The organism is Micromonospora sp. NPDC049900 (assembly GCF_044461025.1).
Lineage (GTDB): Bacteria > Actinomycetota > Actinomycetes > Mycobacteriales > Micromonosporaceae > Micromonospora.
In genome coordinates this window covers 486,449-510,994 of record NZ_JBITKM010000004.1, presented here as the reverse complement: position 1 = coordinate 510,994, position 24,546 = coordinate 486,449, and the positions used below count along the sequence as shown (strand labels likewise).

Here is a 24,546-nt window from a genome sequence, read left to right as displayed (position 1 = left end):
CGGGCGGCGGCGGGGCCGCAGTAGTAGAAGTTGGGCTGGGCTTCGTAGCGGACGTCGAGTTGACGCTCGCCGTGGCCCTTACGGTCGGCCTGCACCGTGGCGGCGGGCGGACCAGCCGGGGCGGCGTACGCGGTGGTGATCGGGCCGGCGATGGCGCCGCCGGTGAAGGCGAGGCCGGCAGCGGTCAGGGCAGCCTTGCGGAAGATTGCGGTACGCATGATGATCTGAACCTTTCGTCGGGGGTGCGCGCGGCCCACGTGGGGGTGTGCCGGGGCCGTGCGAAAGGGGGAAGGTGCGATCGGAACCGTCGGGGGCCGGGGGCCGCTCACGACGTCCGAGTCAGGTGTAACGCCGGGGGGTGCGGGGTCATTCCGACCCGGTCCCCGGGGTGCGGCGCCGGGGGAGGCGTCGCGGTCATGCCATGTACAACCCCCGGCCCCGGCCGGTGATTCCGCGATCGGGGCGGCCACGACGACCTCGCATTCCGGCGCGAAACCGGACGCCATGGCGCAGGTTTCACCAGCCAACCCGGATGCTGAGTGCCACAACGGGCATGCCGCGCGTCCCGGATGCCTGGTCGCGGAGGGCCCGATCCGGCCCCTCCCTCGCGCCACGAAGCGCCGTGGTCGCAGTGACGGCCGGTCGGTCGACCGGGGCGCGCGGGCTGCTCCGGTCGTCAGCCGGTGGGGCTGGTGGGGCGGTCTGGGGAGTTCGGGGATCGGGGAGCGGGCACGGCGCGCTCGCCCGGAGGCAAGGAAGGGTCCCCTACTAACGCCTCGTGTATAGAAAGGGTCCCTTCCTTACCTCCGGAGGTCGGGGTGGCGGGCCAGGGGATCTCGGGTGCGTGGTGGAAGGTGATACCGGCCCGGGTCCAGCGCGGGCCGTGCCCGGCCAGTCGTCGACGGAAGGCGTCCCAGTCGTGGGTGCGGCGGGGGGACCAGCCCAGTTCGGCGATGGCGGGCAGACGGGGCAGCAGCATGAACTCGATCTCGGCGAGGTTCGTCACCGATTCGGTCCAGAGCGGTGCCTCCACCCCCAGCACCGCCTCGGCCGGTACGCCGGTCAGGTGCGTGCCCGGGTCCCACTCGTACGCCCGGCGTACGTCGACGAGACCGGCCCAGTCGTGCCCGATCGGCGTGTCCGGGGCGTACTTCATGTCCAGGTATGCGTGGTTGCCGGGGGAGAGGACCAGGCGGGCGCCCCGACGGACCGCGTCGGCGGTCTGCGGGTCGTCGCCGTTCGTGCCCCACCACTGCAGGATCCGCCCGTCGACGTGCCCGGCCGGGGCGATCTGGTGCCAGCCGACGACCGTCTTGCCGAGCCCGGCGACGATCCGCTGCACCCGTTCGACGAACGCGGCGTAGACGTCGGCGGGCACCTTGAACGCCTCGTCGCCGCCGATGTGCAGCCACCGGCCGGGGGTGAGCGCGGCGAGTTCGCCGAGGACGTCGGCGACGAAGTCGTACGTCCGCTCGTGTGCCGGGTCGACGTAGCTGAACCCGACCTCGGTGCCGGTGTACGGCGGCGGCGCGGCCCGGTCCGGGGCGAGTTCCGGGTACGCGGCCAACGCGGCGTTGGTGTGCCCGGGCAGGTCGATCTCGGGGACGACGGTGATGTGCCGCGCCGCGGCGTACGTCACGATCCGGCGGTAGTCGGCCTGCGTGTAGTACCCGCCCGGCCCGCCGCCCACCTGGGTCGTCCCGCCGACGGTGCTCAGGTCGGGCCAGGAGTCGACGGCGATCCGCCAACCCTGGTCGTCGGTGAGGTGCAGGTGCAGCCGGTTGAGTTTGTACCGGGCCAGGTGGTCGATCACCCGCAGCACGTCGGGTACGCCGAAGAAGTGCCGGGCCACGTCGAGCATGGCGCCCCGGTGCGGGTAGCGGGGCCGGTCGAGGATCGACCCGCCGGGCAGCACCCAGCGCCCGGCGACCGGGGTGTGGCTCTCGATGTCGGCGGGCAGCAGTTGGCGCAGCGTCTGGACCCCGTGGTGCAGGCCGGCGGCGGTGTCGGCGGTGAGCCGTACTCCGTCGCGGGCGACGTCGAGCCGGTAGCCCTCGGGGCCGAGGTCGGGGCCGCCGGTCAGGTCGAGGGCGATGCCGCCGGCCGGGGCGGGCGCGATGGTGTCGGTCACCGGCAGCGGGTACCCGGTGGCGGGACGCAGCAGCGCGGCGAGCTGCTCGGCGACGGCCAGGGCGGCGGGTTCGGCGCTGACCCGGATCACCGCGTCGGCGGTGAGCAGGTGGTCGGCGGTGGCGTCCGGGGTGACCCGTTCCGGGGCCGGCACCACGTCGTCGAGCCGGACCGGCGCGGGCCGGGCGAGCTGTGCCGCCGCCTCCCGCGCGGCCGTCTGCGCCAGCTCACCGGTGCTGCGTACCGCCCCGCCGACCGCGCCGACGACGGCGGCCTCTCCAGCGGCGACCGCGCCGACGGCGGTGGCCTCCGGGGCGGCGGGTGGCGTGCGGTCCGCCGTGGTGCCGGTCCGCGCGGCGGGTACGCCGGCCGGGGCGGTGTTCTCGGGCGGTACGGGGGCGGCGGTGGAGGGCGTGGACACGACGACGGCTCCGAGGGGTGTAGTCGCGGAGGTTCTGGCAATGGTGCGAGGGTGACGCTGCGTGCCGTCAAGAGTACGGGGAGGTCGGCCATTGCGTATTCGTGCACGTGGAAACGTTCCCAGAGACCGTGACGAACGCACCCGGTCGTGATTGCTGTGCCCATTGTCACCGAATGGTCCCGGGGCTCGCGAAGTTCGCTTAGCCTTCGCCCACCGATCGGAATAGTCCCCGGATTACCAGTGGCCGACCCCGGGGCATTCGGAAACTGAACCTTCGTTAAGTGTCAATCCGGGCGCGTGGGAGGCTTTGGTGACGCAGGAAACGGTCGAACGCAAGTACGTCTACGATTTCGCCGAGGGCAACAAGGATCTCAAGGACCTGCTCGGCGGCAAGGGTGCCAATCTGGCCGAGATGACCAACCTCGGCCTGCCGGTTCCGCCCGGCTTCACCATCACCACCGAGGCATGCCAGGCGTACCTCGCCACCGGGGCGGAGCCCGACGGGTTGGCCGACCAGATCGCACGTCACCTGGACTCCCTGGAGCGGGGGATGGGTCGACGGCTCGGCGACCCGGACGACCCGCTGCTGGTCTCGGTGCGGTCCGGGGCGAAGTTCTCGATGCCCGGGATGATGGAGACCGTCCTCAACGTCGGGCTCAACGACCGCTCGGTGCGGGGCCTGGCCCGGCAGGCCGGCGTCTCCACCGATCCGGCCGGCCCCGACTCGACCGCCTCCGGCGGCAGCGCAGATCCGACCGCCTCCGGCGGCAGTCCCGCTCGGGCCGCCTCCGGCGGTAGCGACAGGTTCGCCTGGGACTCCTACCGGCGGCTGATCCAGATGTTCGGCAAGACCGTCTGCGAGGTGCCGGGAGAGGCGTTCGAACAGGCGCTCGACGAGGCCAAGCGGGCCCGGAACACCACCGACGACCTCGACCTGGACGCGGACGACCTGCGGGGACTTGTCGACACGTACAAGAAGATCTTCCGGGAGCACACCGGGCGGGACTTTCCGCAGGAGCCGCGCGAGCAGCTCGACCTGGCCATCCGGGCGGTCTTCGACTCGTGGAACGCGGAGCGGGCGGTGGTCTACCGGCGGCAGGAGCGCATCCCGGCCGACCTCGGCACCGCCGTCAACGTGGTGGCGATGGTCTTCGGCAACCTCGGGCCGGACTCCGGCACCGGGGTCGCCTTCACCCGTGACCCGGCCAGCGGCGCGCAGGGCATCTACGGCGACTACCTGGCCAACGCCCAGGGTGAGGACGTGGTCGCCGGCATCCGCAACACCGTGCCGTTGCAGGAGTTGGAGCGGATCGACCGCACCTCCTACGACGAGTTGCTCGACTACATGGCCCGGCTGGAACGGCACTACCGGGACCTGTGCGACATCGAGTTCACCATCGAGCACGGCAAGCTCTGGATGTTGCAGACCCGGGTCGGGAAGCGGACCGCCGCCGCCGCGTTCGTCATCGCCGGTCAGCTCGTCGACGAGGGCCTGATCGACCTCGACGAGGCACTGCACCGGGTCAACGGCGCCCAACTGGCCCAGCTCATGTTCCCCCGCTTCCAGCTCGACCACGAGTTCCAGCCGGTCGCCACCGGCATCGGCGCCTCGCCGGGTGCCGCCGTCGGCCGGGTCGTCTTCACCTCGGCCCGCGCGGTGGAACTGGCCGGTGAGGGCCAGGACGTGATCCTGGTCCGCCGGGAGACCAACCCGGACGACCTCAACGGCATGATCGCCGCACGCGGCATCCTCACCTCCCGCGGCGGCAAGACCAGCCACGCCGCCGTGGTGGCCCGGGGGATGGGCAAGACCTGCGTCTCCGGCGCCGACGAGCTGGACATCGACGTGCCCGGCCGGCGGTTCACCGTGGCCGGGCGGACGGTCACCGAGGGCGACGTGGTCTCCATCGACGGCACCACCGGCAAGGTGTATCTGGGCGAGGTGCCGGCCACGCCGTCCGAGGTGGTGCAGTACTTCGAGGGCGAACTCGACCCGGAGAGCACGGACGACGCGCTGGTCCGGGCCGTACACCGGATCATGTCGCACGCCGACGGCGCGCGGCGGCTGACGGTACGCACCAACGCCGACACCGCCGCCGACGCGGCGCGGGCCCGGCGCTTCGGCGCCGAGGGCATCGGGCTCTGCCGCACCGAGCACATGTTCCTCGGTGACCGGCGTGAGCTGGTCGAACGGCTCATCCTGGCGCGCGAGGCGGACGAACGGGAGCAGGCCCTGGCCGCGCTGCTGCCGTTGCAGCGGGCCGACTTCGTGGAGATCTTCCGGGAGATGGACGGGCAACCGGTCACCGTCCGGCTGATCGACCCGCCGCTGCACGAGTTCCTGCCTCCGTTGGAACAGCTCGCGGTCGACGTGGCGGTCGCCCAGGAGCGCGGCGAGGACGTCGCGAAGGAGGAGGCGCTGCTGGCCGCCGTCCGCCGGATGCACGAGGAGAACCCGATGCTGGGGCTGCGCGGCGTACGCCTCGGCCTGGTGATCCCCGGTCTGTTCGCGATGCAGGTGCGGGCGATCACCGAGGCGGCGGTGGAGTGCGCCCGGCAGGGCGTACGGTCCTGCCCCGAGATCATGGTCCCGCTGGTCGGCGCGGTGCAGGAACTGGAGACGGTACGCGCGGAGGCGGAGCGGATCATCGGCGAGGTGGTCGGTGGCAGCGACGTCGAGGTGCTGATCGGCACGATGATCGAGGTGCCCCGGGCGGCGCTGACCGCCGGGCAGATCGCCGAGGCGGCCGAGTTCTTCTCCTTCGGCACCAACGACCTGACCCAGATGGGCTGGGGATTCTCCCGGGACGACGTGGAGGGTGCCTTCTTCTGGCGCTACCTGGAACTGGGCATCTTCGGCATCTCGCCGTTCGAGTCGATCGACGCCGACGGGATCGGCCGGTTGGTGCGGATCGCCACCGAGGAGGGACGGGCCGCCCGCCCCGGCCTGAAGCTGGGGGTCTGCGGCGAGCACGGCGGCGACCCGGACTCGGTGCACTTCTTCCACTCGGTCGGGCTGGACTACGTCTCGTGCTCGCCGTTCCGGGTGCCGGTGGCCCGGCTGGAGGCGGGGCGGGCTGCGGTGGTCACGGCGGGCTCGGACAGCCGGTGACGCAGCCGGGTCGGTGGACATGCGTCCATCGGCCCGGTATCGGGGACCACTGGCCCGGGGTTCACATCGGAGGTCGACGCCAGGTGATGTAGGGGTCGCGGTGCGGACGTCGACTCGGCAGGGTCGCCATCGGGTTGCGTACCGCCAGCGGGGCGTGCGGATCGGAACGCTGTGTCGGCAACGTCGGGCGGTGCCGGGCGGCGAGCGCGGCACCGGCCCGGTCGACCACGCCCCGGGCCTCCTCGCGCAGCGCGACCAGATCCGCGCCCGGCTCGGCGACCAGGGTCAGCAGGGCGTCCCGGCCGGCGGGATAGGTGACCACGCAACCGGCGGCGGTGTGCACCACGGACTCGTGGAACTCTCCCCGTCGGACCGTGGTGGCCATCCGATGGCCGAGGCCGAAGCTGGCGGCGGCCAGGGCGGCGAGGTGGGTGGCGTCGGTCGTGGGCAGGTCGCTGGAGATCAGCAGGCCGTCCATGCCGGCGAGGACCACACCGGCGATCTCGGGGCGACGGCGACGCAGCCCACGCAACTCGGTGCCCATCATCGTTTCCGCGTTCACGAGCGTGTCTCTCCCACCGGTCGTGTCTCCGCCTCAACAAGTGACGTTCCGCAGTGGCGACGCTACCTGTCGGCGTCAAGTTAGGCGATCCCGTGACCGTCGGCAATCGGTCGGCAACTCTCGACTGATCGGGGGATGTGACCACGACGGGGGACGTCGTGACCGGGCCGTACCGGCCGAGCGGGCGTAACCTGGGCTCGCCCGTGGACCGTCGTCGCGAAGGGTGGCCGGATGGAATCGCGTACCGCACTGCTGGGAAGTCGTGCCGACGGCCGGCCGGTGGTGCCGGCATGACCAGCGTCTGGACGCATCTGACCGTGGACGCGCGCGACCCGGGACGGCTGGCCCGCTGGTGGGCCGAGGCGCTCGGCTACCAGGTGGTGCGCGAGCTGTCGTACGAGGTGGAGATCCGTCAGTCCCCCGACCGGCTGCCCGGTCTGCTCTTCGTGCGCGGAGGCGGGGTCAAGGAGGGCAAGAACCGGCTGCACCTCGACCTGCGCCCGGCCGACCGGGAGGCCGAGGTGGAGCGGCTGGTCGACATGGGCGCCCGGCACGTCGACGTCGGCCAGGACGGCGACGACTGGACGGTGCTCGCGGACCCGGAGGGCAACGAGTTCTGTGTCCTGCGGCAGGCGGGGGATTGAACGCTGACGGCGCCGAGGCGCGCTGGGTGGGCGAGCCGGCCAAGGACGCCGACCACGGCCGGTCGCCGTACGAGCGGGACCGGGCCCGGGTGCTGCACTCGGCGGCGTTCCGCCGACTCGCCACCAAGACCCAGGTGCACACGGCCGGCACCGACGACTTCCTGCGGACCCGGCTGACCCACTCGCTGGAGGTGGCGCAGATCGCCCGCGAGATGGGCGCGCGGCTGGGCTGCGACCCGGACGTGGTGGACACCGCCGGGCTCGCCCACGACCTGGGACACCCGCCGTTCGGACACAACGGCGAGGCCGCACTGGACGTGGTCGCCGCCGACTGCGGCGGCTTCGAGGGCAACGCCCAGACGTTGCGGGTGCTCACCCGCCTGGAGGCCAAGGTGTACGCCGCCGACGGCACCTCGGCCGGACTGAACCTGACCCGCGCCGCGCTGGACGCCGTCGGCAAGTACCCATGGACCCGCCGACCCGGCCGGCGCAAGTTCGGGGTGTACGCCGACGACCTGCCGGTCTTCCAGTGGCTGCGCGAGGGGAGCCCGGCCGGCGAGCGGCGCTGCCTGGAGGCGCAGGTGATGGACTGGGCCGACGACGTGGCGTACTCGGTGCACGACGTCGAGGACGGCATCCACGGCGGATACCTGACCCTGGAGCCGCTGCGGGTCGACGCCGACGAGCGGGCCGCGCTCTGCGCCGACGTGGCCGCCGTCTACTCGGCCGAGTCGCCCGACTACCTGGAGCAGACGCTGCTGGAGCTGCTGGCCGATCCGCTGTTCGCCCGGCTGGCCGGGTACGACGGCAGTCACCGGGCGCAGGCCGCGCTCAAGGCCACCACCAGCGTGCTGACCGGACGGTTCGTGGCGACCGCGGTGGCGGCCACCACCGACCGGTACGGGCCCGGGCCGCACCGCCGCTACGCGGCCGACCTCGTCGTACCCCGGCCGCTGCGGGCCCGGTGTGCGCTGCTCAAGGGCATCGCGCTGCGGTACGTGATGCGCCGTCCCGGCGCCTCGCAGCGCTACCAACGGCAGCGGGAGATCCTGACCGAGCTGGTGGCGGTGCTGACGCGGCGGGCGCCGGAGGCGCTCGACCCGGTGTTCGCGCCGTCGTGGCGTTCCGCGCCGGACGACGCCGCCCGGCTGCGGGTGGTGATCGACCAGGTGGCCTCGCTGACCGATCCGGCCGCACTCTCCTGGCACACCCGCCTGCTCGGCACCTGACCGTCCGCGCGCGGGGCTGGGTTGTGGGGTGTGGGCTTGGGTGTGTAAGGAAGGGTCCCCTGCTAACGCCTGGTGTATAGGAAGGGACCCTTCCTTACATCCACAGCGCGCCGGGCGGCGGGGGATCGGGTACCGGGGTGGACGACCACCGGGTTAGTTAGGTTAGCCTAACCAGATGACGGAGCGCCCGATCAAGGTCACCACCGCCCGCGTGCTGCGCACCGGGCGACCCACCGCGCACGTGATCCGGCTGGTGCTGGGTGGGGAGGAACTGGTCGGGCTGCCGCTCGGCGAGTACACCGACACCTACATCAAGATCGTGTTCCCGGTCGACGGGGTGGTCTACCCGCGTCCGATGGACCTCGCCGCGATCCGGCGCGAGATGCCCCGGGAGCACTATCCCCGGCTGCGGGCGTACACGGTCCGGAACTGGGACGCGGCGGCCGGGGAGATGACCGTGGACGTGGTGCACCACGGTGACGAGGGGCTGGGTGGGCCGTGGGCCGCCGCCCTGCGCCCCGGCGACGAGGTGCTGTTCGTGGGCCCGGGCGGGGCGTACGCGCCGAGTCCGGAGGCGGACTGGCACCTGATGGTCGGTGACGAGAGCGCGATGCCGGCGATCGCCGCGTCGCTGGCCCGGCTGCCGGCCGGCGCGCCGGCGTACGTCTTCGTCGAGGTCGACGGCCCGCTCGACGAGCAGCCGCTGCCCAGCCCCGGCGCGGTGGCGGTGACCTGGCTGCACCGGGGTGCCCGGCCGGTGGGTGAGGCGCTGGTCGACGCCGTACGCGGGCTGGACTTCCCGCCCGGTGCGGTGCAGGCGTTCGTGCACGGCGAGGCGGGTTTCGTCCGCCAGTTGCGCAAGCTGTTGCGGGTGGAGCGGGGGGTGCCGCGTGACGCGCTCTCCATCTCCGGCTACTGGCGGCGAGGCCTGGACGACGAGGGCTGGCGGGCCAGCAAGTCCGACTGGAACCGTCAGGTCGATCTCGACGAACAGGCGCCGGTCCCCGCTCCGGTCGGTTGATCAAGGGCTTGACGAGCCGATTCTCTCGAACCCTGTTAGCGTCATGATCGAATAGGGTTCGAGGTGCCCGAGCCCTCCGAATGCGTTCGCGTCCCGTCAGCGGCCACCTCCGGGTGCCCTGATCCCTGGTCCCGCCCGGGTGATTCGTGCTGAATGCGGCACGTGGCGGCGCGGGAACCGGAGGATTGGTTCGGGGTGACCATGAGCGAAGAGAGTCCGCAACGGCCCGACCGGACGGCCGGTGAAGTCGACCGGACAGTGCTCGGACTGGGCGTCGGCGGCGTGCTGGCCGTGGTGGTCTGGGGCGTACTCGCGCGCGACTCGCTGGCCAGCTTCGGTGAGTCCGGCCTGGCCTGGGTGACCAGTACGTTCGGCTGGTTCTTCGTGGTCGCCGCCAACGCCTTCCTGGTGTTGGCGGTGGTGCTGGCGGTGTCCCGGTTCGGTCGGTTGCGGCTCGGCAGCGACTCCGACGAACCCGAGTTCAGCACGCTCGCCTGGATCGCCATGATGTTCAGCGCGGGCATGGGCATCGGCCTGGTCTTCTTCGCCGTCGCCGAGCCCATCCAGCACTTCACCACCCCGCCGCCGGCCAGTGGCGTCGAGCCGCTGAGCGAGGCGGCTGCCGGGGCGGCCATGCAGTACACGCTGTTCCACTGGACGCTGCACCCGTGGGCGATCTACGCGGTGGTGGCGCTGGCACTGGCGTACTCGACGTTCCGCAAGGGCCGGCAGAACAGCATCTCGGCGGCGTTCCGGCCGCTGATCGGCGACCGGGCCGACGGTGTCCTGGGGCGCTCGATCGACCTGCTGGCCGTCTTCGCCACCGTCTTCGGTTCGGCCACCAGCCTCGGCCTCGGCGCTCTCCAGATCGCCGCCGGACTCGACCTGGTCGTCGGCATCCCGGACAGCACCGCCGTCGAACTGGTGGTGATCGGCGCACTCACCCTGGCCTTCGTGATCTCCGCCTTCACCGGCCTGCACAAGGGCATCAAGTGGCTCTCCACCACCAACGTGCTGCTGGCCCTGGCGCTGATGTTCTTCGTGTTCGTGGTCGGTCCGACCATCTACACGCTTGAGGTACTGCCCGCCTCGATCGGCAACTACCTGGACGACCTGGTCGTCATGTCCACCCGTACCGGCGCCTTCTCGGACCCGTCGTGGCTCGGTGGCTGGACCATCTTCTACTGGGCGTGGTGGATCTCCTGGGCGCCGTTCGTCGGTACCTTCATCGCCCGGATCTCCCGTGGCCGTACGGTCCGGCAGTTCCTGATCGGTGTGCTGCTGGTGCCCAGCGGCGCCAGCGCCGTCTGGTTCGCGATCATGGGCGGCAGCGCGCTGCGGATCCAGACCACCGGCACCCGTGACCTGGTCGCCGACGTCGCCGCCAGCACCGAGCAGGCACTGTTCGGCCTGCTCGACGCGCTGCCCCTGGCGGCGCTGACCAGCGTGCTGGCCGTGGTGCTGGTCGCGCTGTACTTCGTCACCAGCGCCGACTCGGCCTCGCTGGTGCTCGGCTCGCTGACCTCGCGGGGCGCGCTCCGGCCGCACCGGGTGCTGGTGGTCTCCTGGGGTGTGCTGATCGGCGCGGTCGCCGCGGTGCTGCTGCTCGCCGGTGGGCTGGACGCCCTCCAACAGGCCACCATCATGATCGCGTTGCCGTTCGTGCTGGTGATGCTCGGGCTGGCCGCCTCGCTGGTCAAGGACATGTCCGACGATCCGCTGCTCGCGCCGCCGACCCGACCCCGGCGGTCGGGCCTGGCCGCCGCCGTCCGCACCGCCCGCTCCTACGACGACGAGGGCCCACCGCCGGTACGCCGCTACCTGCGCCGTCCTCCCCGCTGACGACGGTGTGAGGAGGGGACCCCTGCTCTACCGCAGGCGTTAGCAGGGGGCCCTTCCTTACACCGTCGGTGGGGCAGGGCAGGATGTAGCCCGAGGGGGTGGCGACATGGCGGGGCGGATCCGGGACGAGGACATCGCGCTGGTCCGCGAGCGTACGTCGATCGCCGAGGTCATCTCCGACACGGTGACGCTCCGGTCGGCCGGCGGCGGCAACCTCAAAGGGCTCTGCCCGTTCCACGACGAGAAGTCCCCCTCGTTCAACGTCTCACCCGCCCGTAACGTCTGGTACTGCTTCGGCTGCGGCGCGGGCGGCGACGCGATCAAGTTCCTGATGGACGCGGAGCACCTCAGCTTCGTCGAGTCGGTGGAGCGGCTCGCCGAACGGGCCGGCGTGCAACTGCGGTACGTCGAGGACGACCGCTCCGCCCCGCGCACCCGCCCGCAGCAGGGCCAGCGGCAGCGGCTCGTCGCCGCACACGCCGCCGCCGTGGAGTTCTACACCGGGCAGCTCACCACCGCCGGGGCGCGTACCGCCCGGGAGTTCCTGGCCGAGCGGGGATTCGACCGCGCCGCCGCCGAACGGTACGGCTGCGGCTTCGCACCGGAGGGCTGGGACCCGCTCACCAAGCACCTGCGCCAGCGCGGGTTCACCCACGACGAGCTGGTCACCGCCGGGCTGTCCCGACCGGCCCGTTCGGGCAGCCTGATCGACCGCTTCCGGCGTCGGCTGCTCTGGCCGATCCGCGACCTGACCGGCGACGTGATCGGCTTCGGTGCCCGCAAGCTCTTCGAGGACGACGACGGCCCGAAGTACCTCAACACCCCCGAGACGCCGATCTACAAGAAGTCGCACGTGCTCTACGGCATCGACCAGGCCAAGCGGGAGATCGCCAAGCAGGGCCGGGTGGTGGTGGTCGAGGGGTACACCGACGTGATGGCCTGCCACCTGGCCGACGTGCCGACCGCCGTGGCGACCTGCGGCACCGCCTTCGGCGCGGACCACATCGGCGTACTGCGCCGGCTGCTGTTGGACACCGACGCGGTGGCCGGGGAGATCATCTTCACCTTCGACGGGGATGCCGCCGGGCAGAAGGCCGCGCTGCGGGCCTTCGAGGACGACCAGCGGTTCGTCGGGCGTACCTTCATCGCGGTCAGCCCGGACAACATGGACCCGTGCGAGCTGCGCCTGGCAAAGGGCGACCTGGCGGTACGCGATCTGGTGGCCCGTCGCGAGCCGCTCGTCGACTTCGCGCTGCGGCACATGCTCAACCGCTTCGACCTGGACACCGTGGACGGCCGGGTGGAGGCGATGCGCCGGGCGGCCCCGCTGGTGGCCAAGCTCAAGGACCAGGAGAAGCGTCCCGAGTACGTGCGCAAGCTCGCCGGTGACCTCGGCATGGAGATCGAGCCGGTGCAGCGGGCGGTGCTGGCCGCCGCTTCGGGGCGCCCGGCCGAGGCGTCGACGCGTACCGCCCGCGCCGAGCCGACGGTGGACAGTCCGCAGTCGATGGTCGAGCGGGAAGCCCTCAAGCTCGCCATTCAGGAGCCGGCGCTGGCCGGGCCGATGTTCGACGCGGTCGAGGCGAGCGACTACCGGCACCCGGTGCACGTGGTGGTCCGGGAGGCGGTCACGGCGGCCGGTGGTGCCGCGTCGGCGGCCGGTGGCGCGGTGTGGATCGAGTCGGTCCGGGACGCCTGCACCGACCTGGCGGCCCAGGCCCTCGTCGGTGAGCTGGCCGTGGAGCCGCTGCGGATCGACGGTGAGCCCGACCCCAGGTACGTCTCGATCACCATGGCCCGCCTCCAGTGGGGCTCGGTCACCGCCCGCATCCGGGACCTCAAGTCACGGATCCAGCGGATCAACCCGGTCAACAACAAGGACGAGTACTTCGCCACCTTCGGCGAGTTGTTGTCGCTGGAGCAGCACGCCCGCGCGCTGCGCGAGCAGGCGGCAGGAGGGCTGTAGAGATGGGACTGTTCCGCCGCCGACCGAAGCTGCCACCGGCCGACCGGCCACCGCTGGAGCGCGACGAGCGGGTGCTGGCCTGGTCCGCCGCCGGCAACGGCGAGGGGGACGGCGTGGTGGTGGCCACCAACCTGGGGCTCTGGCTGCCCGGACGCGGCCATCGGATCGGTTGGCACGACATCGTCAAGGCGGTCTGGTCCGGCCGGGAGCTGACCGTCACCCCCGGCGAGCAGGTCGCCGAACGGGACGGGTACGTGGTGGTCGCCGACTGTCCGGCCGAGCGCTACCTGCTGCTCGATCCCGGTGAGCTGCCGCACCAGATCCGGGCTCGGGTCACCAAGTCGGTCGCGTACACCCAGCACCACGCTGTTCCCGGTGGCGCCGGTCGGATCGTCGGTCGGCGGGTGTCCGGCGTCGACGGCCTGACCTGGATGGTCCGCTACGACCCCGGCACTCCCACCGACGACCCGACCGTACTCGCCGAGACCGACCACCTCGTCGCCGCCGCCCGCGCCGCCACCACCCCCACCGACCTCTGACCCACCCGGCCGCCCTGCTCCGTCACGCCGTCCGCGCCGTCCGCCGAGGCCGCCGCTCGCGCCGATCAGGCGGCTGCTCGCCGATCGGGCCGCCGCTCGCCGATCGGGTGGCCACTCACGCCGATCATGGACTTGTGGCACCCGGAAGGATGTGCTTTGCCCCCTTTTATCCTCGCCACAACTCCATGATCGGCGCGGGTCGGGTGGTGTGGGGGTGGGTGGGGTGGGTGGGTGGGGGGCTAGCGGGGGCGGGCCCAGGTGAGGAAGCGGGCGGCCAGGGCTTCCGGTGGGCAGGTGCCGGCCAGGTCGTCGGCGGCGTCGTACATCATCGAGCCGAGATAGACGAGCAGGCCGGTGCGGTTCTCCCGGTATTCGCCCAGCAACGCCAGCCGGGCCGGTGAGCACGGCCAGCGGGCACCGCACACCCGGCACCGCCAGGACGGTCGGGCCGCGACGTGGGGGCGGTAACGGGCCGTCACCAGTCCCGGTCCCCGGGGAGCGGGATGGGGGTGGCCGGGGGCGGACATCGCCGGAACCGGAATCGCATGGGTGGGCCTCCGTCGAGGTGAATGGGGCGCCGGCCGAGTCGGGTACGCCGACGCCCCGGCCTGGTTCCGCCCGCCGTCCGATCCCGTGAGCGGTCCCGCTGCGTGACAGTCTGGTGAGGACGCGACTACGGTGGGAGGCTTGGCGCGGTGACGCCACGTGCGTCCGGAGCCGTTTCCCAGGCGGTACGACGATGTACGGAGGGTGTCCGTGGACCGCTCGTCCATGCTGGAGCACTTCGCGGAGGAACTGCGGTTGGTCCGGGCCGCTGCCGACATGTCGCAGTCCGCGCTGGCCGAGGCGCTCAGCTACTCGGCCGCGCTGGTGGCGAAGGTGGAGACCTGCGAGCGGAAGCCGAGCCTGGACTTCGCCCGCCGCTGCGACACGGTGTTCGCCGCCGACGGCCGTTTCGAGCGCATCCAACGCCGACTCAGCCGGGAGATCCTGGTGCCGTGGTTCCGGGACTGGCCCGGTATCGAGGCGGAGGCCACTGCGCTGCGCTGGTTCGAGCCGCTGTGTGTGCCGGGGCTGTTGCAGACCGAGGCGTATGCCCGGACATTGCTTGCGGGCGGTGGGCTGTTCGCGCCGCACGAGGTCGAGCAGCAGGTGACGACGCGGTTGGACCGGCAGACCGTGCTGACCCGCGAGCGTCCGCCGATGTTCACCGCCGTCGTCGACGAGTACGTGCTGCGTCGACGGATCGGCGGGCCGGAGGTGATGCGGGAGCAACTGCGCCACCTGGTGAAGCTCGGCTCCACGGTGCCCCGGCTCCGGATCCAGGTCGTTCCGCTCTCGGTCGGCGCCTATCCCGGGATCAACGGCCCGTTCGTGATCGCCAGTCCGCCGCACGGGGAGGACGTCGTCTATCAGGAAGGCCAACTCCACGGGCAGGTGGTGGACCGTGCCGACTATCTGCGGCAGATGGTCGAGGTTTGGGAGTCGATCCGGGGTGAGGCACTATCGCAGCAGCAGTCCCTCGATCTGATCGCGGAAGTGGCGGAGACATGGAATTGACTGACGCCCGGTGGCGCAAGAGCACTCGCAGTAACGGGCAGGGCGGTGCCTGCGTGGAGGTGGCCGACAACCTGTCGGGTGTGGTGGCGGTACGTGATTCCAAGGATCCGGCTGGGCCGGTGTTGGTCTTCGGTCCCGGCTCCTGGCGTGCGTTCGTCACCCAGTTCTCCGAGCGTCCGTAGCGGCCCTCGGCACGTGGAGTCCGCGTGAATCTTGGACAGTTGCCGTCAGCTCCTGACGGCAACTGTCCAAGATTCAGGTGCGGGACGGTGGGCGGATGGCGTCCCGATGACGGAGGTGGCGGAGACATGGAGCTGACCGGCGCCCGATGGCGCAAGAGCACCCGCAGCGGCCCCGATGGCGGCAACTGCGTGGAGGTGGCCGACAACCTGTCGGGTGTGGTGGGTGTACGTGATTCCAAGGATCCGGCCGGGCCGGTGTTGGTCTTCGGTCCCGGCTCCTGGCGTGCGTTCGTCACCCAGTTCTCCGAGCGCCCGTAGCGGACGCCGGAGAGGCCCGGTGCCGCCCCACGTCGAGGCAGAGCAGCGGTTGTCAGCCGCCCCGGTAGTAGCGGGCGGCGCCGGGGTGCAGGGAGATCGGATCGGTGGAGGCGGCGCTCTGGCGATCGAAGTTGCGGGCCTCGGGGTGTGCCACGGCCAGGTCGGTCTGGTACGTGAAGAGGAGCCGGGTCAGGTCGTACGCCAGTTGTTCGGGCATGTCGGCGCTGACCAGGATCACGTTGGCCACTGTGACGGTGGGGGTGCCACTCGGCGTGTCGTAGGCGTCCTTGGGCAGCTCGGCGGTGGTGTACACCGAGCCGTGTTCGGCGTTGAGCGGCTCGACCAGCTCGGCGATCGGTAGCAGGGCGAACCGACCCGGTGCGCCGCTGAGCAGGTCGGCGATGCCGGGAGTGGGTAGGCCGCCGGAGAAGAACATCGCGTCCAGGCTTCCGGCCCGCATCCGGGTGACCGTCTCCGGCAGCGACAGCCGGGCCCGGCGTACGTCCCGTTCGGGGTCCAACCCGGCGGCGGTGAGCAGCCGGGCGGCGATGACGTCGGTGCCGGACTTGGGTGAGCCGGTGGAGACCCGCTTGCCGCGCAGGGCCGCGAGGCCGGTGATCTGAGCGTCGGCGCGGACGATGACGTGGGTGTAGTTGCTGTAGACCCGGGCCAGGGCCCGGACCGGTTGGGGCTGGCCGGAGAACGCGCCACGTCCGGCGCTGGCGTCGGCGGCGGTGTCGGCGAGGCTGAAGGCGATCTCCATGTCACCCTCGACCAGGCGGGTGATGTTCTCGCCGGAGGCTCCGGTCGGTTCGGCGCGGGCCTCGTAGCCGGGCAGGTGTCGGCTGATGATGTCGGCGTACCCGCCACCGAGCTGGTAGTAGACGCCGGTGGTGTTGCCGGTGGCCAGGAAGATCCGGCCGTCGTGCCACGGGCGCGGCTCCGGATCGGTCTCGGTGCCGCAACCCGTGGCGACCAGCGCGACCGCCAGCACCGCCGCCACCAGACGCCGTCCGCGACCCCCGGCATCGGGCCGGCGACCTGTGGCGGCAGGCACGGAAGCGTGGACATCCGGCCCGGTCACGCCGGCACTCCGCCGTGTTCCGCCCAGGCCCGCATCGCCGGTTCCAGGGCTTCGGCGACCCGCTGGACCAGGGTGGCCGTCTCGTAGCCGATCTGGCCCAGGTCGCATCCGGCGGAGGCGAGCACCCCGATCAGGGCGCGGTCGCCGACCGCCATCACCAGCAGCACTCCGCCGTCCATGTCGACGATCTGCTGGCGTACCCGGCCGGCGGACATCAGCCGTGCGGCGCCGACGGTCAGGCTGGCCAGGCCGCTGATCACGGCGGCGAGCTGGTCCGCCTGGTCGGTGGAGAGGTGGGGTGAGGCGGCCAGTCGCAGCCCGTCGCCGGAGACGGCGAGGGCGTGCGACACGTCCGGGACCTGCTCGGCGAAGTTCGCCAGGAGCCAGTCCAGGCCGGCGCTGACGTTGGGCATCATTCGGGTCTCCCGGTGTGTCTGGTCTGCTGGTTGCGTCGCATCGCCTGGGCCACCCCGGCCGACAGGGCGGTGAGTCGGGCTCGGACCACCTCGGGGTCGAGCAGGTCGGTGCCGGCCGGTGGGGGAGGTGTGTCGTGCAGTTCGGACTGCAGGCCGCCGCCACGGGTACGCCGGGGTAGCCCGCTCGCGGTCGCCGCGCCGGTTGCCGACCAGGTGGGTCGACCGTCCGAGGGGGCGTGCGCCGACCAGTCCGGCGGCGGGTGCCCCGCCCCGGCACCGGACCAGCTCGGCGGTGCCGTGCCGGGCCCGACGCCCGCCCCGGCCCCGGACCAGCCGGACGAGCCGTTGGCGGCGCGGACCACCGGAAGCGTCATCGTCGGGGCCCGGTGCACGTTGAACTGCTCCTGCGCGGTGCCCACGTCCACCCGGGGCCGCGGAACGCCGATGCCGCCGGGCGTACCGTCGGGCGACCGGAACCAGCCGGCACCGCCGGGCGTGGCCCGGGGCGCGGCGGACGGCCGCCCCTTGACCTCCTCGACCCGGGTGAGGAGCGCCTCGGGGACCTCCACCTGGGCGACCGTGCCCGCACCGGCGCTGTGCAGCCGCACCTGCACCCCGTGTCGCGCGGCCAGGTGGGCCACCACGTGCAGACCCATGCTGCCGGCCGCCGCGCTGGACAGCACGGCGGGTGCCCGCAGCCGTTCGTTGATCTCGGCGAGCCGGCCTTCGCCGATGCCGATGCCCTGGTCGTGTACGCGCAACGTGAGCCCGTCGACGGTCCGTCGACCGTCCACGTGCACGGGTGCGTGCGGCGGTGAGTAGGCGGTGGCGTTCTCCAGCAGCTCGGCGAGGAGGTGGACGATGTTGCCCACCGCCGAGCCGTGCACCGCGGCGGCCGGTACGTCGATCTCGACCCGGGCGTACTCCTCGATCTCCGACGCGGCGCCCCGGACCACGTCGGCCAGCAGGTGCGGGCCCTCGTGCGAGCGGCCCGGTTCGCCACCGGCGAGGACCAGCAGGTTCTCGCCGTTCCGCCGCATCCGGGCGGCGAGGTGGTCGAGCGCGAACAGTCGGGCCAGCGCGTCGGGATCGGTCTCCTCCTGCTCGAACTCGTCGAGCAGGCGCAACTGGCGGGTGATCAGCGTCCGGATCCGGCGGGCCAGCGCCTCGACCATCCGGGTCACGTCCATGCGCAACTCGGCCTGCTCACCGGCGAGCCGCAGGGCGGCCCGGTTGACCGTGTCGAACGCCTCCGCCACCTGGGCGATCTCGTCGCGCCCGCGACTGATCCCGGCGGTGGCCTGGGAGGCCGGACCGGCACCGGAAGCGCTGTCGCCGGCCGATATCGCGGTGATCCGTTCGGGCAGTTCCCGGTGCGCCATGGTCAACGCCGCGACCCGTAGTCGCCGCAACCGGCGGCTGGTGCGTACCGCGAGCATCGCGGCGGCGACCAGCGAGGCCAGCGCCAGCGCGCCGGTGGAGCCGCCGGTGACCAGCGCCCGCTGGCGGGCGTCGGCGGCCAGCGCGGCGGCCCGACGGTCGAGTTCGTCGGAGAGTTCGCGGCCCAGCAGGTTGTACCGGCGGATGGTGCCGCTCTGCGCCACGAACCAGGCGTCGCCGTCGGTGCCGAGTGCGGCCGGCTCGCGGTCCGCGTTCAGCGCGCTGTCGCGCATCCGCCGGGCGGTGGAGACGTCACTGCTCTCCATCAACCGGGTGTACGCGGCGGTGGCGTCCGCCCCGGCGATGCGGGAGAACTCGGCCTGCCGCTGCTCCGCCGCGCCCCGCAGCCGGCCGAGTCGGACCAGTTCGCCCTCGGCCAGCTCGCCCCGCACGAAGACGGTCCGCAGCAGGTCACGTTCCAGCGACGCCAGGTGCTCCTGGGCGGCGACCGCGGCCACCTCCCGGGCCCGGTTGGCCAGCTCCGGGTCGCGTACCTGGGCGGGCAGCGCGTCGGCCACCGTGAGCAGCGAATCCACCAGCGCCACGTAGGTCGGGTCGGCGGTCGCGGAGCCCAGTGCGGCCACCCGGGCCTCGTCGAGCTGGACGAGGTACTCGTCCACGCCGTCCAGGGAACGACCCAGGTCGGGAGCGGTCCGCCGGGCGTCCTCGCTGGCCGACCGGTAGCGTGCCACGGCCTCGTCGACCCGCTGGCGCTGTGCGTCGACGAGTTGCCGGCCGGAGGTCCCGCCGCGCTGGCGCAGGGCGGCCGTCTCGCCGAGTTCCCGTTCCACCTCGTGCACCAGCGACACGGTGGCGGTGGCGGTGCCGGCCAGCACCCGGGCGCGTTCGGCGTCGCGGGTGGTCGACAGCGCGCTGTCGGTCTGGATCGCGCCCAGGGCGAGCAGTCCGGCGGTGGCGACGAGGATGGGCGCGAGGAGCTGCGTACGCACCGACCACAGTCGACCGGTGTGATCGGACGGACGGTTGTGCCGGCGTACGCGCGCCAGTGAGGGCAGCGGCACGGGGGTCTCCCGAGGTAGTGGTGGCCGGGCCGGGCCTCTGCGGGAGGCACCGGCCCGGCCGGGGTGGGTCAGCTCGCGCCGAGGTCCTGCAACGCCTTGTCCGCCCCCCGGTGCAGGCCGACCGGGTCGGTCCTGCGGGCGGTGTCCAGAGCGATGCCCTTGGCGGCGGGGTTGGCCTGGGCCAACGCGTCCTTCTTCTCGAACACCGTACGGGTGATCGCGCAGGCCACGTTGGCGTCCAGGTCCTTGCGGACGAGCAGCACGTTGGGGACCACGATGGTCGGGGTGTCCGCCACAGTGGAGTACACGTCCTTGCCGATCGTGCCGGCCTGGTACGCGGGGTTCAGTTCGCTCATCTTAGGCAACAACGGCGTGATGTCGATGAACTTGACCTTGTCCCCCGCCGTGGTGAAGAGGTCCGTCACCCCACCGGTGGGTACGCCGCCGGACCAGAAGAACCCGTCCAGGCTGCCGTCCTTGACGCCCTCGACGGTCTTGGTCAGGTCCAGACGCTGGGCCTGGATGTCGGCGGCCGGGTCGAGTCCGGCGGCCTCCAGCAGGCGGTGCGCGATGACCTCGGTGCCGGACTTGGGGGAGCCGGTGGAGATCTTCCTGCCCTTCATGTCGGCCACGGAGTTGATTCCCGCGTCGGCCCGGACGACCACCTGGGTGTAGTTGTCGTAGATCCGGGCCAGCGCCTCGACCGGCTGCGGAGCGGTGAAGGTGCCCTTGCCCTGCACCGCGTTGACGGCGGTGTCGAAGAGCGAGAACGCCACGTCGTACTGGCCGCCGACGAGCTGTTCGATGTTCTGCACCGACGCGCCGGTCTCGGCCGCCGTGCCGGTGAGCCGACCGCCGGTGCTGCCGGCGAGCTGCCCGGCCAGGGCGTTGCCGACCACGTAGTAGACGCCGGTGGCGTTACCGGTGGCGATGCCCACCCGGGTGTTCTCGGCCACCTCGCAGGTGACGGCGTTCGCGGTGTCGTCCGTGGCGGCGGCACCCTGACGGCCGCCGCAACCTGCGGTGCCGGCCGCGACGAGGGCGAGTGCTCCCACTCCCGCCACGAGCCGCACGTTGATCCGTCCCACTCTTGCTCCTTCCTCGGTCATGCCGGTGATCCGGCTCGCGTCCCGCCGGAGGAGCCGGCGGATCCGCGTCGTACGAGAACGCCCACCGCCATGGCACCGGCCAGCACGGCACCGATCGCGACGGGTACGGGTTGCAGCCAGAGCAGCGTGAGCCCGGCGATCGCGCCGAGCACGCGTTCCGGTACGCCCGCCGGGCCGACCCCGGGCAGCCAGCCGCCCGCCGCGACGGCGAGCACCGCGACGCTGAGCGCGGTGACCGTGGCGGCGACGAGGATCCGTCGTGGACCACCGATGCCGAGCAGTCCGAGACCGGTCGGGGTGACCACGAAGGCGAGCGGGATGAGGTAGGCCGGCAGCGCGTACCGCAGGGTGTGCCACATGGTCGGCACCACCCGGCCGCCGGTGATGGCTGCGGCGGCGACCGCGGCGAGCGCGGTCGGCGGCGACACCTCGGACAGCACCGCGAAGTAGAAGACGAACATCGCCGCGGCGGGGGCGCTGACGCCGAGGTCGAGCAGGGCCGGACCGATGATCACCCAGCCGATCACGAAGGAGGCGGTGACCGGGATCGCCAGGCCGAGCAGGCTCAACGCGACGGCGGCGAGCAACGCGGTGAGCGCCAGCACCACGGCCGGGTCGGAGCTGACCGCACCGGCGGCGTCGACCAGCAGCGCGGCGGCCTGTGGCCCGAGCCCGGTCTTCGTGGTGGTGGCGGTGATGATGCCGGCCGCCGCGCAGACCACGGTCACCGCGAGCACCCCGCGCGCACCGCCGGAGAGCGCGTCGAGCAGCCGGGGCGGGGTCAGCCGGTGCTCCCGGTCCAGGTAGGACAGCACGATCGCGAGCAGGGTCGCCAGCACCACCGCGCGGGTGGCCGACACGCCGACGGCGAGCAGGCCGACGATGGCGAACAGCGAGGCGAAGTGGTAGCCGGAGCGGGCCAGCAACCGCCAGGCGGAGGTGGCCGGCAGGGCCGCCGCGCGTACCCCGGAGCGCCGCGCGTCGATCTCCACCGAGAGCACGATGCCGAGGTAGTAGAGCACCGTCGGCACCATCGCCCAGCCCAGCACCTGGAGGTAGGAGACGCCCAGGTACTCGGCGATGATGAACGCCGCCGCGCCGAGCGTGGGCGGGGAGAGGATGGCCCCGACGCCGGCCGCCGCGAGCATGCCGCCGGCCCGTTCCGCCGGGTAGCCGGCGCGGCGCAGGATCGGCCAGGTGACCGCGCCGATGCTGACGGTGGTGGCGGCACCCGACCCGGAGACGGTGCCGAGCAGGAAGCCGGAGGCGACCGCGGTACGGCCGGCGGCGGTGCGGGAGCGACGGAACGCCGCCGCGGAGAGGTCGACGAAGAACCGGCCCGCGCCGGAGCGGTCGAGTACCGCCCCGTAGACGGTGAACAGCACGATGTAGGTGGCGGCCACGTCCAACGGGGTGCCGTAGAACCCGCTGTCGGAGTTGTAGAAGGCGTCCACGAGTTGCCCGAAGTCGAGCCCGGCGTGGGCCACCGCCCAGGTCTGCGGCAGCAGCCCGCCGTAGTAGCCGTAGCCGAGGAAGAGCAGGCACACCACGGGCAGGATCCAGCCGGTGGTGCGCCGGCACGCCTCCAGCAGCAGGAGCAGCAGGACGGTGCCCATCGCCACGTCGGTGCCGACGAGCAGGCCCTGCCGGTCGAGGAAGGCGTCGTAGCCGCCGCCACCGCCGGCCAACGCGACCGGCAGCACCGGATAGAGGCAGGCGGCCAGCGCGGCGACGGCCAGCACCCAGTCGACTCCGCTCGGCCCGGTGCGTGGCGGCCGGGCCTGCGCCGGGGACGTGACGTCCCGGTCGGTGCCCGCGTCCCGGCTGCGGCGCAGCCGGTGCAGCCGCAGGTCGGCCGGGTACGCGAGGAAGACCAGCGGGAGCACACCGGCGAGGAAGAAGATCAAATAGTATTTGCTGCCCTGTGCCAGCGGGCGGAACACCTGCCAGAGCGCGAGTAGCGCGATGGCCAGGGTGGCGCCGGTCAGCAGGACGGCGACCGGCCCGGTCAGCGTACGGCCGGGTTTCTCGTCCTCGAACCGTCCGGCCAGTTCGCGCGCGTCCACCTGCGGCGGCGCGTCGGTGCCGGGGGTGGGTCGGTCGCCGGTCGGGGCACCCGGGTCCGGGGCGAGATCGGGGCCGGACCGTTGCCGGGGCACGGTGCCCGGAACGGTTCCGACGGCGCGCGGATCGGCCTCGGGGTCGGCCTCCGCCACGCGGGCACGGGCGCGATTGCCCTCGGGTCCAGAATCATCGGTGAATCGGATAGCCGACACGAGGGGGGACGATACGCGAATTGACACTTCGATGGGAACATTGTCGATCATCGTTTCCCTGAGTGACTTTCATTTTGTTTCAGTCACTCCCCGCTGTGAATGTTTCAGAATAGGTTTCGCGATTGGCGCGGGACGTGCGCGTCAGTCTGTCGGAGGGCTCCGGTGGCCCCGCGTGGTGACGCCGGTTTTGGTCCCTTCGCGGCATTCTGCTGTCACATGTTCGCGTCGAAATGCCAGCGAAACGATTACTCTCCGTGCATATGGTGGCGGGCGGTGGCGGCGCGATCCGGATGGGGTGCCCGGTGCGCGGGGGTGATCTGACGGGCGGGCGCGGGGTGTCCGGGGCAAAAGCGTCGGCGCGTCGTGGTTGACAGTGGGCCATCGACGATTCGGGCCCGTCCCGGTGCTGCGCGAGCGATTCTCCGCTCGCATTTCCCGGGCCCGGACCCGGGCTCCGCGATGCCGACGGCGGCACGGTGCCGACGGTGTCGTCGGCGACACACGTGCGCGGCGCTCGGCGCGTATGTCGCTCGGTGGGTTACCCGAGCGGGCTGGCGGGGCATGTCTCGGGCGAGAACATCGAGGTGAGGGGAGGGGCGATGGCCTCCGAGAAGTCTTCCCGTCCGGACCGGGCCGACGCGGTGCGGCGGCCCACCGACGATCCCCACGACGGTCCGGAGCGCCTGCCGGCCGACCGGGACACCCCCGACGGGCCGACCCGGCTGTCCCGCGACGAGTGGGTGGCGGCGGCGCGGCGGACCGTACGCGAGTTCAGCTCCGACGGCCTGACCGACTGGGCCGCCGCCCTCACCTACTACGGGGTGCTCTCCATCTTCCCCGGCCTGCTGGTGCTGGTGTCCCTGCTCGGCCTGCTCGGCCCGAGCGCCACCCAGGGCGTCCGGGACACCGTCGACCAGGCGGTGCCGGAGCAGAACATCCGCCAGATCATCGACGCCGCCATCGACCAGGCGCAGCAGAACGGCGGCCTCGCCGGTCTCGCCGCCGTGGTCGGTCTGCTGGCCGCCTTCTGGTCGGCCTCCGGCTACGTCGCCGCCTTCATGCGCGCCTCCAACGTCATCTACGACGTGCCGGAGGGGCGACCGATCTGGAAGACCCTGCCGATCCGGGTCGGGGTCACCGCCGTGATCGGGGTGCTGCTGCTGGCCAGCGCGGTGATCGTGGTGTTCACGGGACGGTTCGCCGAGCAGGTCGGTGGCGCGATCGGGGTCGGGCGTACGGCGGTGACGGTGTGGGACTACGCCAAGTGGCCGGTGCTGTTGATCCTGGTCAGCCTGATGTTCGCCATCCTCTACTGGGCGTCGCCGAACGCCCGGCAGGGCGGCTTCCGCTGGGTCAGTCCGGGCGGGGTCCTGGCGGTGGTGATGTGGCTGGTGATCTCCGGCGTCTTCGCGCTCTACGTGGCCAACTTCGGCTCGTACAACAAGACCTACGGCGCGCTCGCCGGTGTGATCATATTCCTGGTCTGGCTCTGGCTCAGCAACGTGGCGATCCTGTTCGGCGCCGAGTTCGACGCCGAGCTGGCGCGCGGCCGGGCGATCGCGGGTGGCCTGCGGCCGGTCGACCACGAGCCGTACGTCGAGCTGCGCGACGACCGCAAGCTGAAGGGCGACGACGAGACGCAGTGAGTTCGGGCTCGACGGGAACCCCGAACG

At 72.2% G+C, this 24,546-nt stretch carries 19 protein-coding genes and 1 pseudogene; 11 read left to right on the top strand and 9 right to left on the bottom strand.

Annotated features, from left to right (window positions below; genetic code table 11):
• Nucleotides 1-218 (bottom strand): annotated as a pseudogene (locus ACIBMZ_RS13935) (phytochelatin synthase); the annotation flags it as partial.
• Nucleotides 219-676: 458 nt separating this feature from the next.
• Nucleotides 677-2,551: a beta-N-acetylhexosaminidase gene (locus tag ACIBMZ_RS13930; protein WP_396693492.1), complete on the bottom strand. Its 1,875-nt coding sequence runs from the start codon at nt 2,549-2,551 to the stop codon at nt 677-679.
• A 307-nt stretch (nt 2,552-2,858) separates the two neighbouring features.
• Here ACIBMZ_RS13930 and ppdK point away from each other — a divergent pair, with 307 nt between their 5' ends.
• Entirely contained in the window at nt 2,859-5,663 is a 2,805-nt protein-coding gene (gene ppdK, locus ACIBMZ_RS13925) for a pyruvate, phosphate dikinase (protein WP_396693490.1), read from the top strand.
• A gap of 61 nt (nt 5,664-5,724) precedes the next feature.
• Here the strand turns inward: ppdK and ACIBMZ_RS13920 are convergent, their stop codons facing one another.
• Nucleotides 5,725-6,225, bottom strand: coding sequence for a roadblock/LC7 domain-containing protein (locus tag ACIBMZ_RS13920; RefSeq protein WP_396693489.1), 501 nt, complete (start codon nt 6,223-6,225; stop codon nt 5,725-5,727).
• Between the two features lie 290 nt (nt 6,226-6,515).
• On the opposite strand from ACIBMZ_RS13920, the gene ACIBMZ_RS13915 reads away from it, so the two are divergent.
• The 6 genes from ACIBMZ_RS13915 to ACIBMZ_RS13890 all read left to right on the top strand — a co-directional run bounded on the left by ACIBMZ_RS13915 (nt 6,516) and on the right by ACIBMZ_RS13890 (nt 13,466).
• Nucleotides 6,516-6,869, top strand: coding sequence for a VOC family protein (locus ACIBMZ_RS13915; protein ID WP_396693487.1), 354 nt, complete (start codon nt 6,516-6,518; stop codon nt 6,867-6,869).
• Complete coding sequence (locus ACIBMZ_RS13910; RefSeq protein WP_396693485.1) at nt 6,866-8,098, top strand: deoxyguanosinetriphosphate triphosphohydrolase; 1,233 nt, start codon at nt 6,866-6,868, stop codon at nt 8,096-8,098. The genes ACIBMZ_RS13915 and ACIBMZ_RS13910 overlap by 4 nt, the downstream gene beginning before the upstream one ends.
• A 175-nt stretch (nt 8,099-8,273) precedes the next feature.
• Nucleotides 8,274-9,119: a siderophore-interacting protein gene (locus ACIBMZ_RS13905; protein ID WP_396693483.1), complete on the top strand. Its 846-nt coding sequence runs from the start codon at nt 8,274-8,276 to the stop codon at nt 9,117-9,119.
• A gap of 201 nt (nt 9,120-9,320) precedes the next feature.
• Entirely contained in the window at nt 9,321-10,961 is a 1,641-nt protein-coding gene (locus ACIBMZ_RS13900) for a BCCT family transporter (protein WP_396693481.1), read from the top strand.
• Nucleotides 10,962-11,067: 106 nt separating this feature from the next.
• Nucleotides 11,068-12,927, top strand: a complete 1,860-nt coding sequence (gene dnaG / locus ACIBMZ_RS13895) for a DNA primase (RefSeq protein WP_396693479.1) — start codon at nt 11,068-11,070, stop codon at nt 12,925-12,927.
• 2 nt (nt 12,928-12,929) lie between these two features.
• Nucleotides 12,930-13,466, top strand: coding sequence for a hypothetical protein (locus ACIBMZ_RS13890; protein WP_396693477.1), 537 nt, complete (start codon nt 12,930-12,932; stop codon nt 13,464-13,466).
• Nucleotides 13,467-13,705: 239 nt separating this feature from the next.
• Here ACIBMZ_RS13890 and ACIBMZ_RS13885 read toward each other — a convergent pair whose 3' ends face one another.
• Nucleotides 13,706-13,993: a flavin reductase gene (locus ACIBMZ_RS13885; protein WP_396693476.1), complete on the bottom strand. Its 288-nt coding sequence runs from the start codon at nt 13,991-13,993 to the stop codon at nt 13,706-13,708.
• A 229-nt stretch (nt 13,994-14,222) separates the two neighbouring features.
• On the opposite strand from ACIBMZ_RS13885, the gene ACIBMZ_RS13880 reads away from it, so the two are divergent.
• The 3 genes from ACIBMZ_RS13880 (at nt 14,223) to ACIBMZ_RS13870 (ending at nt 15,526) form a co-directional block, all read left to right on the top strand.
• Nucleotides 14,223-15,026 carry a Scr1 family TA system antitoxin-like transcriptional regulator gene (locus tag ACIBMZ_RS13880; protein ID WP_396693474.1) on the top strand — a complete coding sequence of 268 codons (804 nt, stop codon included), beginning with the start codon at nt 14,223-14,225 and terminating at the stop codon, nt 15,024-15,026.
• Complete coding sequence (locus tag ACIBMZ_RS13875; RefSeq protein ID WP_396693472.1) at nt 15,017-15,208, top strand: DUF397 domain-containing protein; 192 nt, start codon at nt 15,017-15,019, stop codon at nt 15,206-15,208. Before ACIBMZ_RS13880 ends, ACIBMZ_RS13875 begins: the two co-directional genes overlap by 10 nt.
• Before the next feature lie 126 nt (nt 15,209-15,334).
• Nucleotides 15,335-15,526: a DUF397 domain-containing protein gene (locus ACIBMZ_RS13870; RefSeq protein WP_396693470.1), complete on the top strand. Its 192-nt coding sequence runs from the start codon at nt 15,335-15,337 to the stop codon at nt 15,524-15,526.
• 52 nt (nt 15,527-15,578) lie between these two features.
• On the opposite strand, the gene ACIBMZ_RS13865 is transcribed toward ACIBMZ_RS13870, so the two are convergent.
• The 5 genes from ACIBMZ_RS13865 to ACIBMZ_RS13845 form a co-directional block, all read right to left on the bottom strand.
• Nucleotides 15,579-16,529, bottom strand: a complete 951-nt coding sequence (locus ACIBMZ_RS13865; protein ID WP_396693468.1) for a TAXI family TRAP transporter solute-binding subunit — start codon at nt 16,527-16,529, stop codon at nt 15,579-15,581.
• Nucleotides 16,530-16,606: 77 nt separating this feature from the next.
• Nucleotides 16,607-17,026 carry a roadblock/LC7 domain-containing protein gene (locus tag ACIBMZ_RS13860; RefSeq protein WP_396693466.1) on the bottom strand — a complete coding sequence of 140 codons (420 nt, stop codon included), beginning with the start codon at nt 17,024-17,026 and terminating at the stop codon, nt 16,607-16,609.
• Nucleotides 17,023-19,416 carry a nitrate- and nitrite sensing domain-containing protein gene (locus tag ACIBMZ_RS13855; RefSeq protein WP_396693464.1) on the bottom strand — a complete coding sequence of 798 codons (2,394 nt, stop codon included), beginning with the start codon at nt 19,414-19,416 and terminating at the stop codon, nt 17,023-17,025. The genes ACIBMZ_RS13860 and ACIBMZ_RS13855 overlap by 4 nt, the downstream gene beginning before the upstream one ends.
• A 140-nt stretch (nt 19,417-19,556) precedes the next feature.
• Nucleotides 19,557-20,576, bottom strand: a complete 1,020-nt coding sequence (locus ACIBMZ_RS13850) for a TAXI family TRAP transporter solute-binding subunit (RefSeq protein WP_396693462.1) — start codon at nt 20,574-20,576, stop codon at nt 19,557-19,559.
• A 17-nt stretch (nt 20,577-20,593) separates the two neighbouring features.
• Nucleotides 20,594-22,813, bottom strand: a complete 2,220-nt coding sequence (locus ACIBMZ_RS13845; RefSeq protein ID WP_396693460.1) for a TRAP transporter permease — start codon at nt 22,811-22,813, stop codon at nt 20,594-20,596.
• A 659-nt stretch (nt 22,814-23,472) separates the two neighbouring features.
• Here ACIBMZ_RS13845 and ACIBMZ_RS13840 point away from each other — a divergent pair.
• A complete protein-coding gene (locus ACIBMZ_RS13840; RefSeq protein ID WP_396693458.1) occupies nt 23,473-24,519 on the top strand; it encodes a YihY/virulence factor BrkB family protein in 1,047 nt (348 codons plus the stop codon).
• Nucleotides 24,520-24,546: the final 27 nt, after the last annotated feature.

Coding starts and splice junctions, on each gene's coding strand:
- ACIBMZ_RS13870 (WP_396693470.1), top strand. CDS start 15,335: ATGGAGCTGACCGGCGCCCGATGGCGCAAGAGCACCCGCAGCGGCCCC.
- ACIBMZ_RS13875 (WP_396693472.1), top strand. CDS start 15,017: ATGGAATTGACTGACGCCCGGTGGCGCAAGAGCACTCGCAGTAACGGG.
- ACIBMZ_RS13905 (WP_396693483.1), top strand. CDS start 8,274: ATGACGGAGCGCCCGATCAAGGTCACCACCGCCCGCGTGCTGCGCACC.
- ACIBMZ_RS13885 (WP_396693476.1), bottom strand. CDS start 13,993: ATGTCCGCCCCCGGCCACCCCCATCCCGCTCCCCGGGGACCGGGACTG.
- ACIBMZ_RS13890 (WP_396693477.1), top strand. CDS start 12,930: ATGGGACTGTTCCGCCGCCGACCGAAGCTGCCACCGGCCGACCGGCCA.
- ACIBMZ_RS13840 (WP_396693458.1), top strand. CDS start 23,473: ATGGCCTCCGAGAAGTCTTCCCGTCCGGACCGGGCCGACGCGGTGCGG.
- ACIBMZ_RS13915 (WP_396693487.1), top strand. CDS start 6,516: ATGACCAGCGTCTGGACGCATCTGACCGTGGACGCGCGCGACCCGGGA.
- ACIBMZ_RS13860 (WP_396693466.1), bottom strand. CDS start 17,026: ATGATGCCCAACGTCAGCGCCGGCCTGGACTGGCTCCTGGCGAACTTC.
- dnaG (WP_396693479.1), top strand. CDS start 11,068: ATGGCGGGGCGGATCCGGGACGAGGACATCGCGCTGGTCCGCGAGCGT.
- ACIBMZ_RS13900 (WP_396693481.1), top strand. CDS start 9,321: ATGAGCGAAGAGAGTCCGCAACGGCCCGACCGGACGGCCGGTGAAGTC.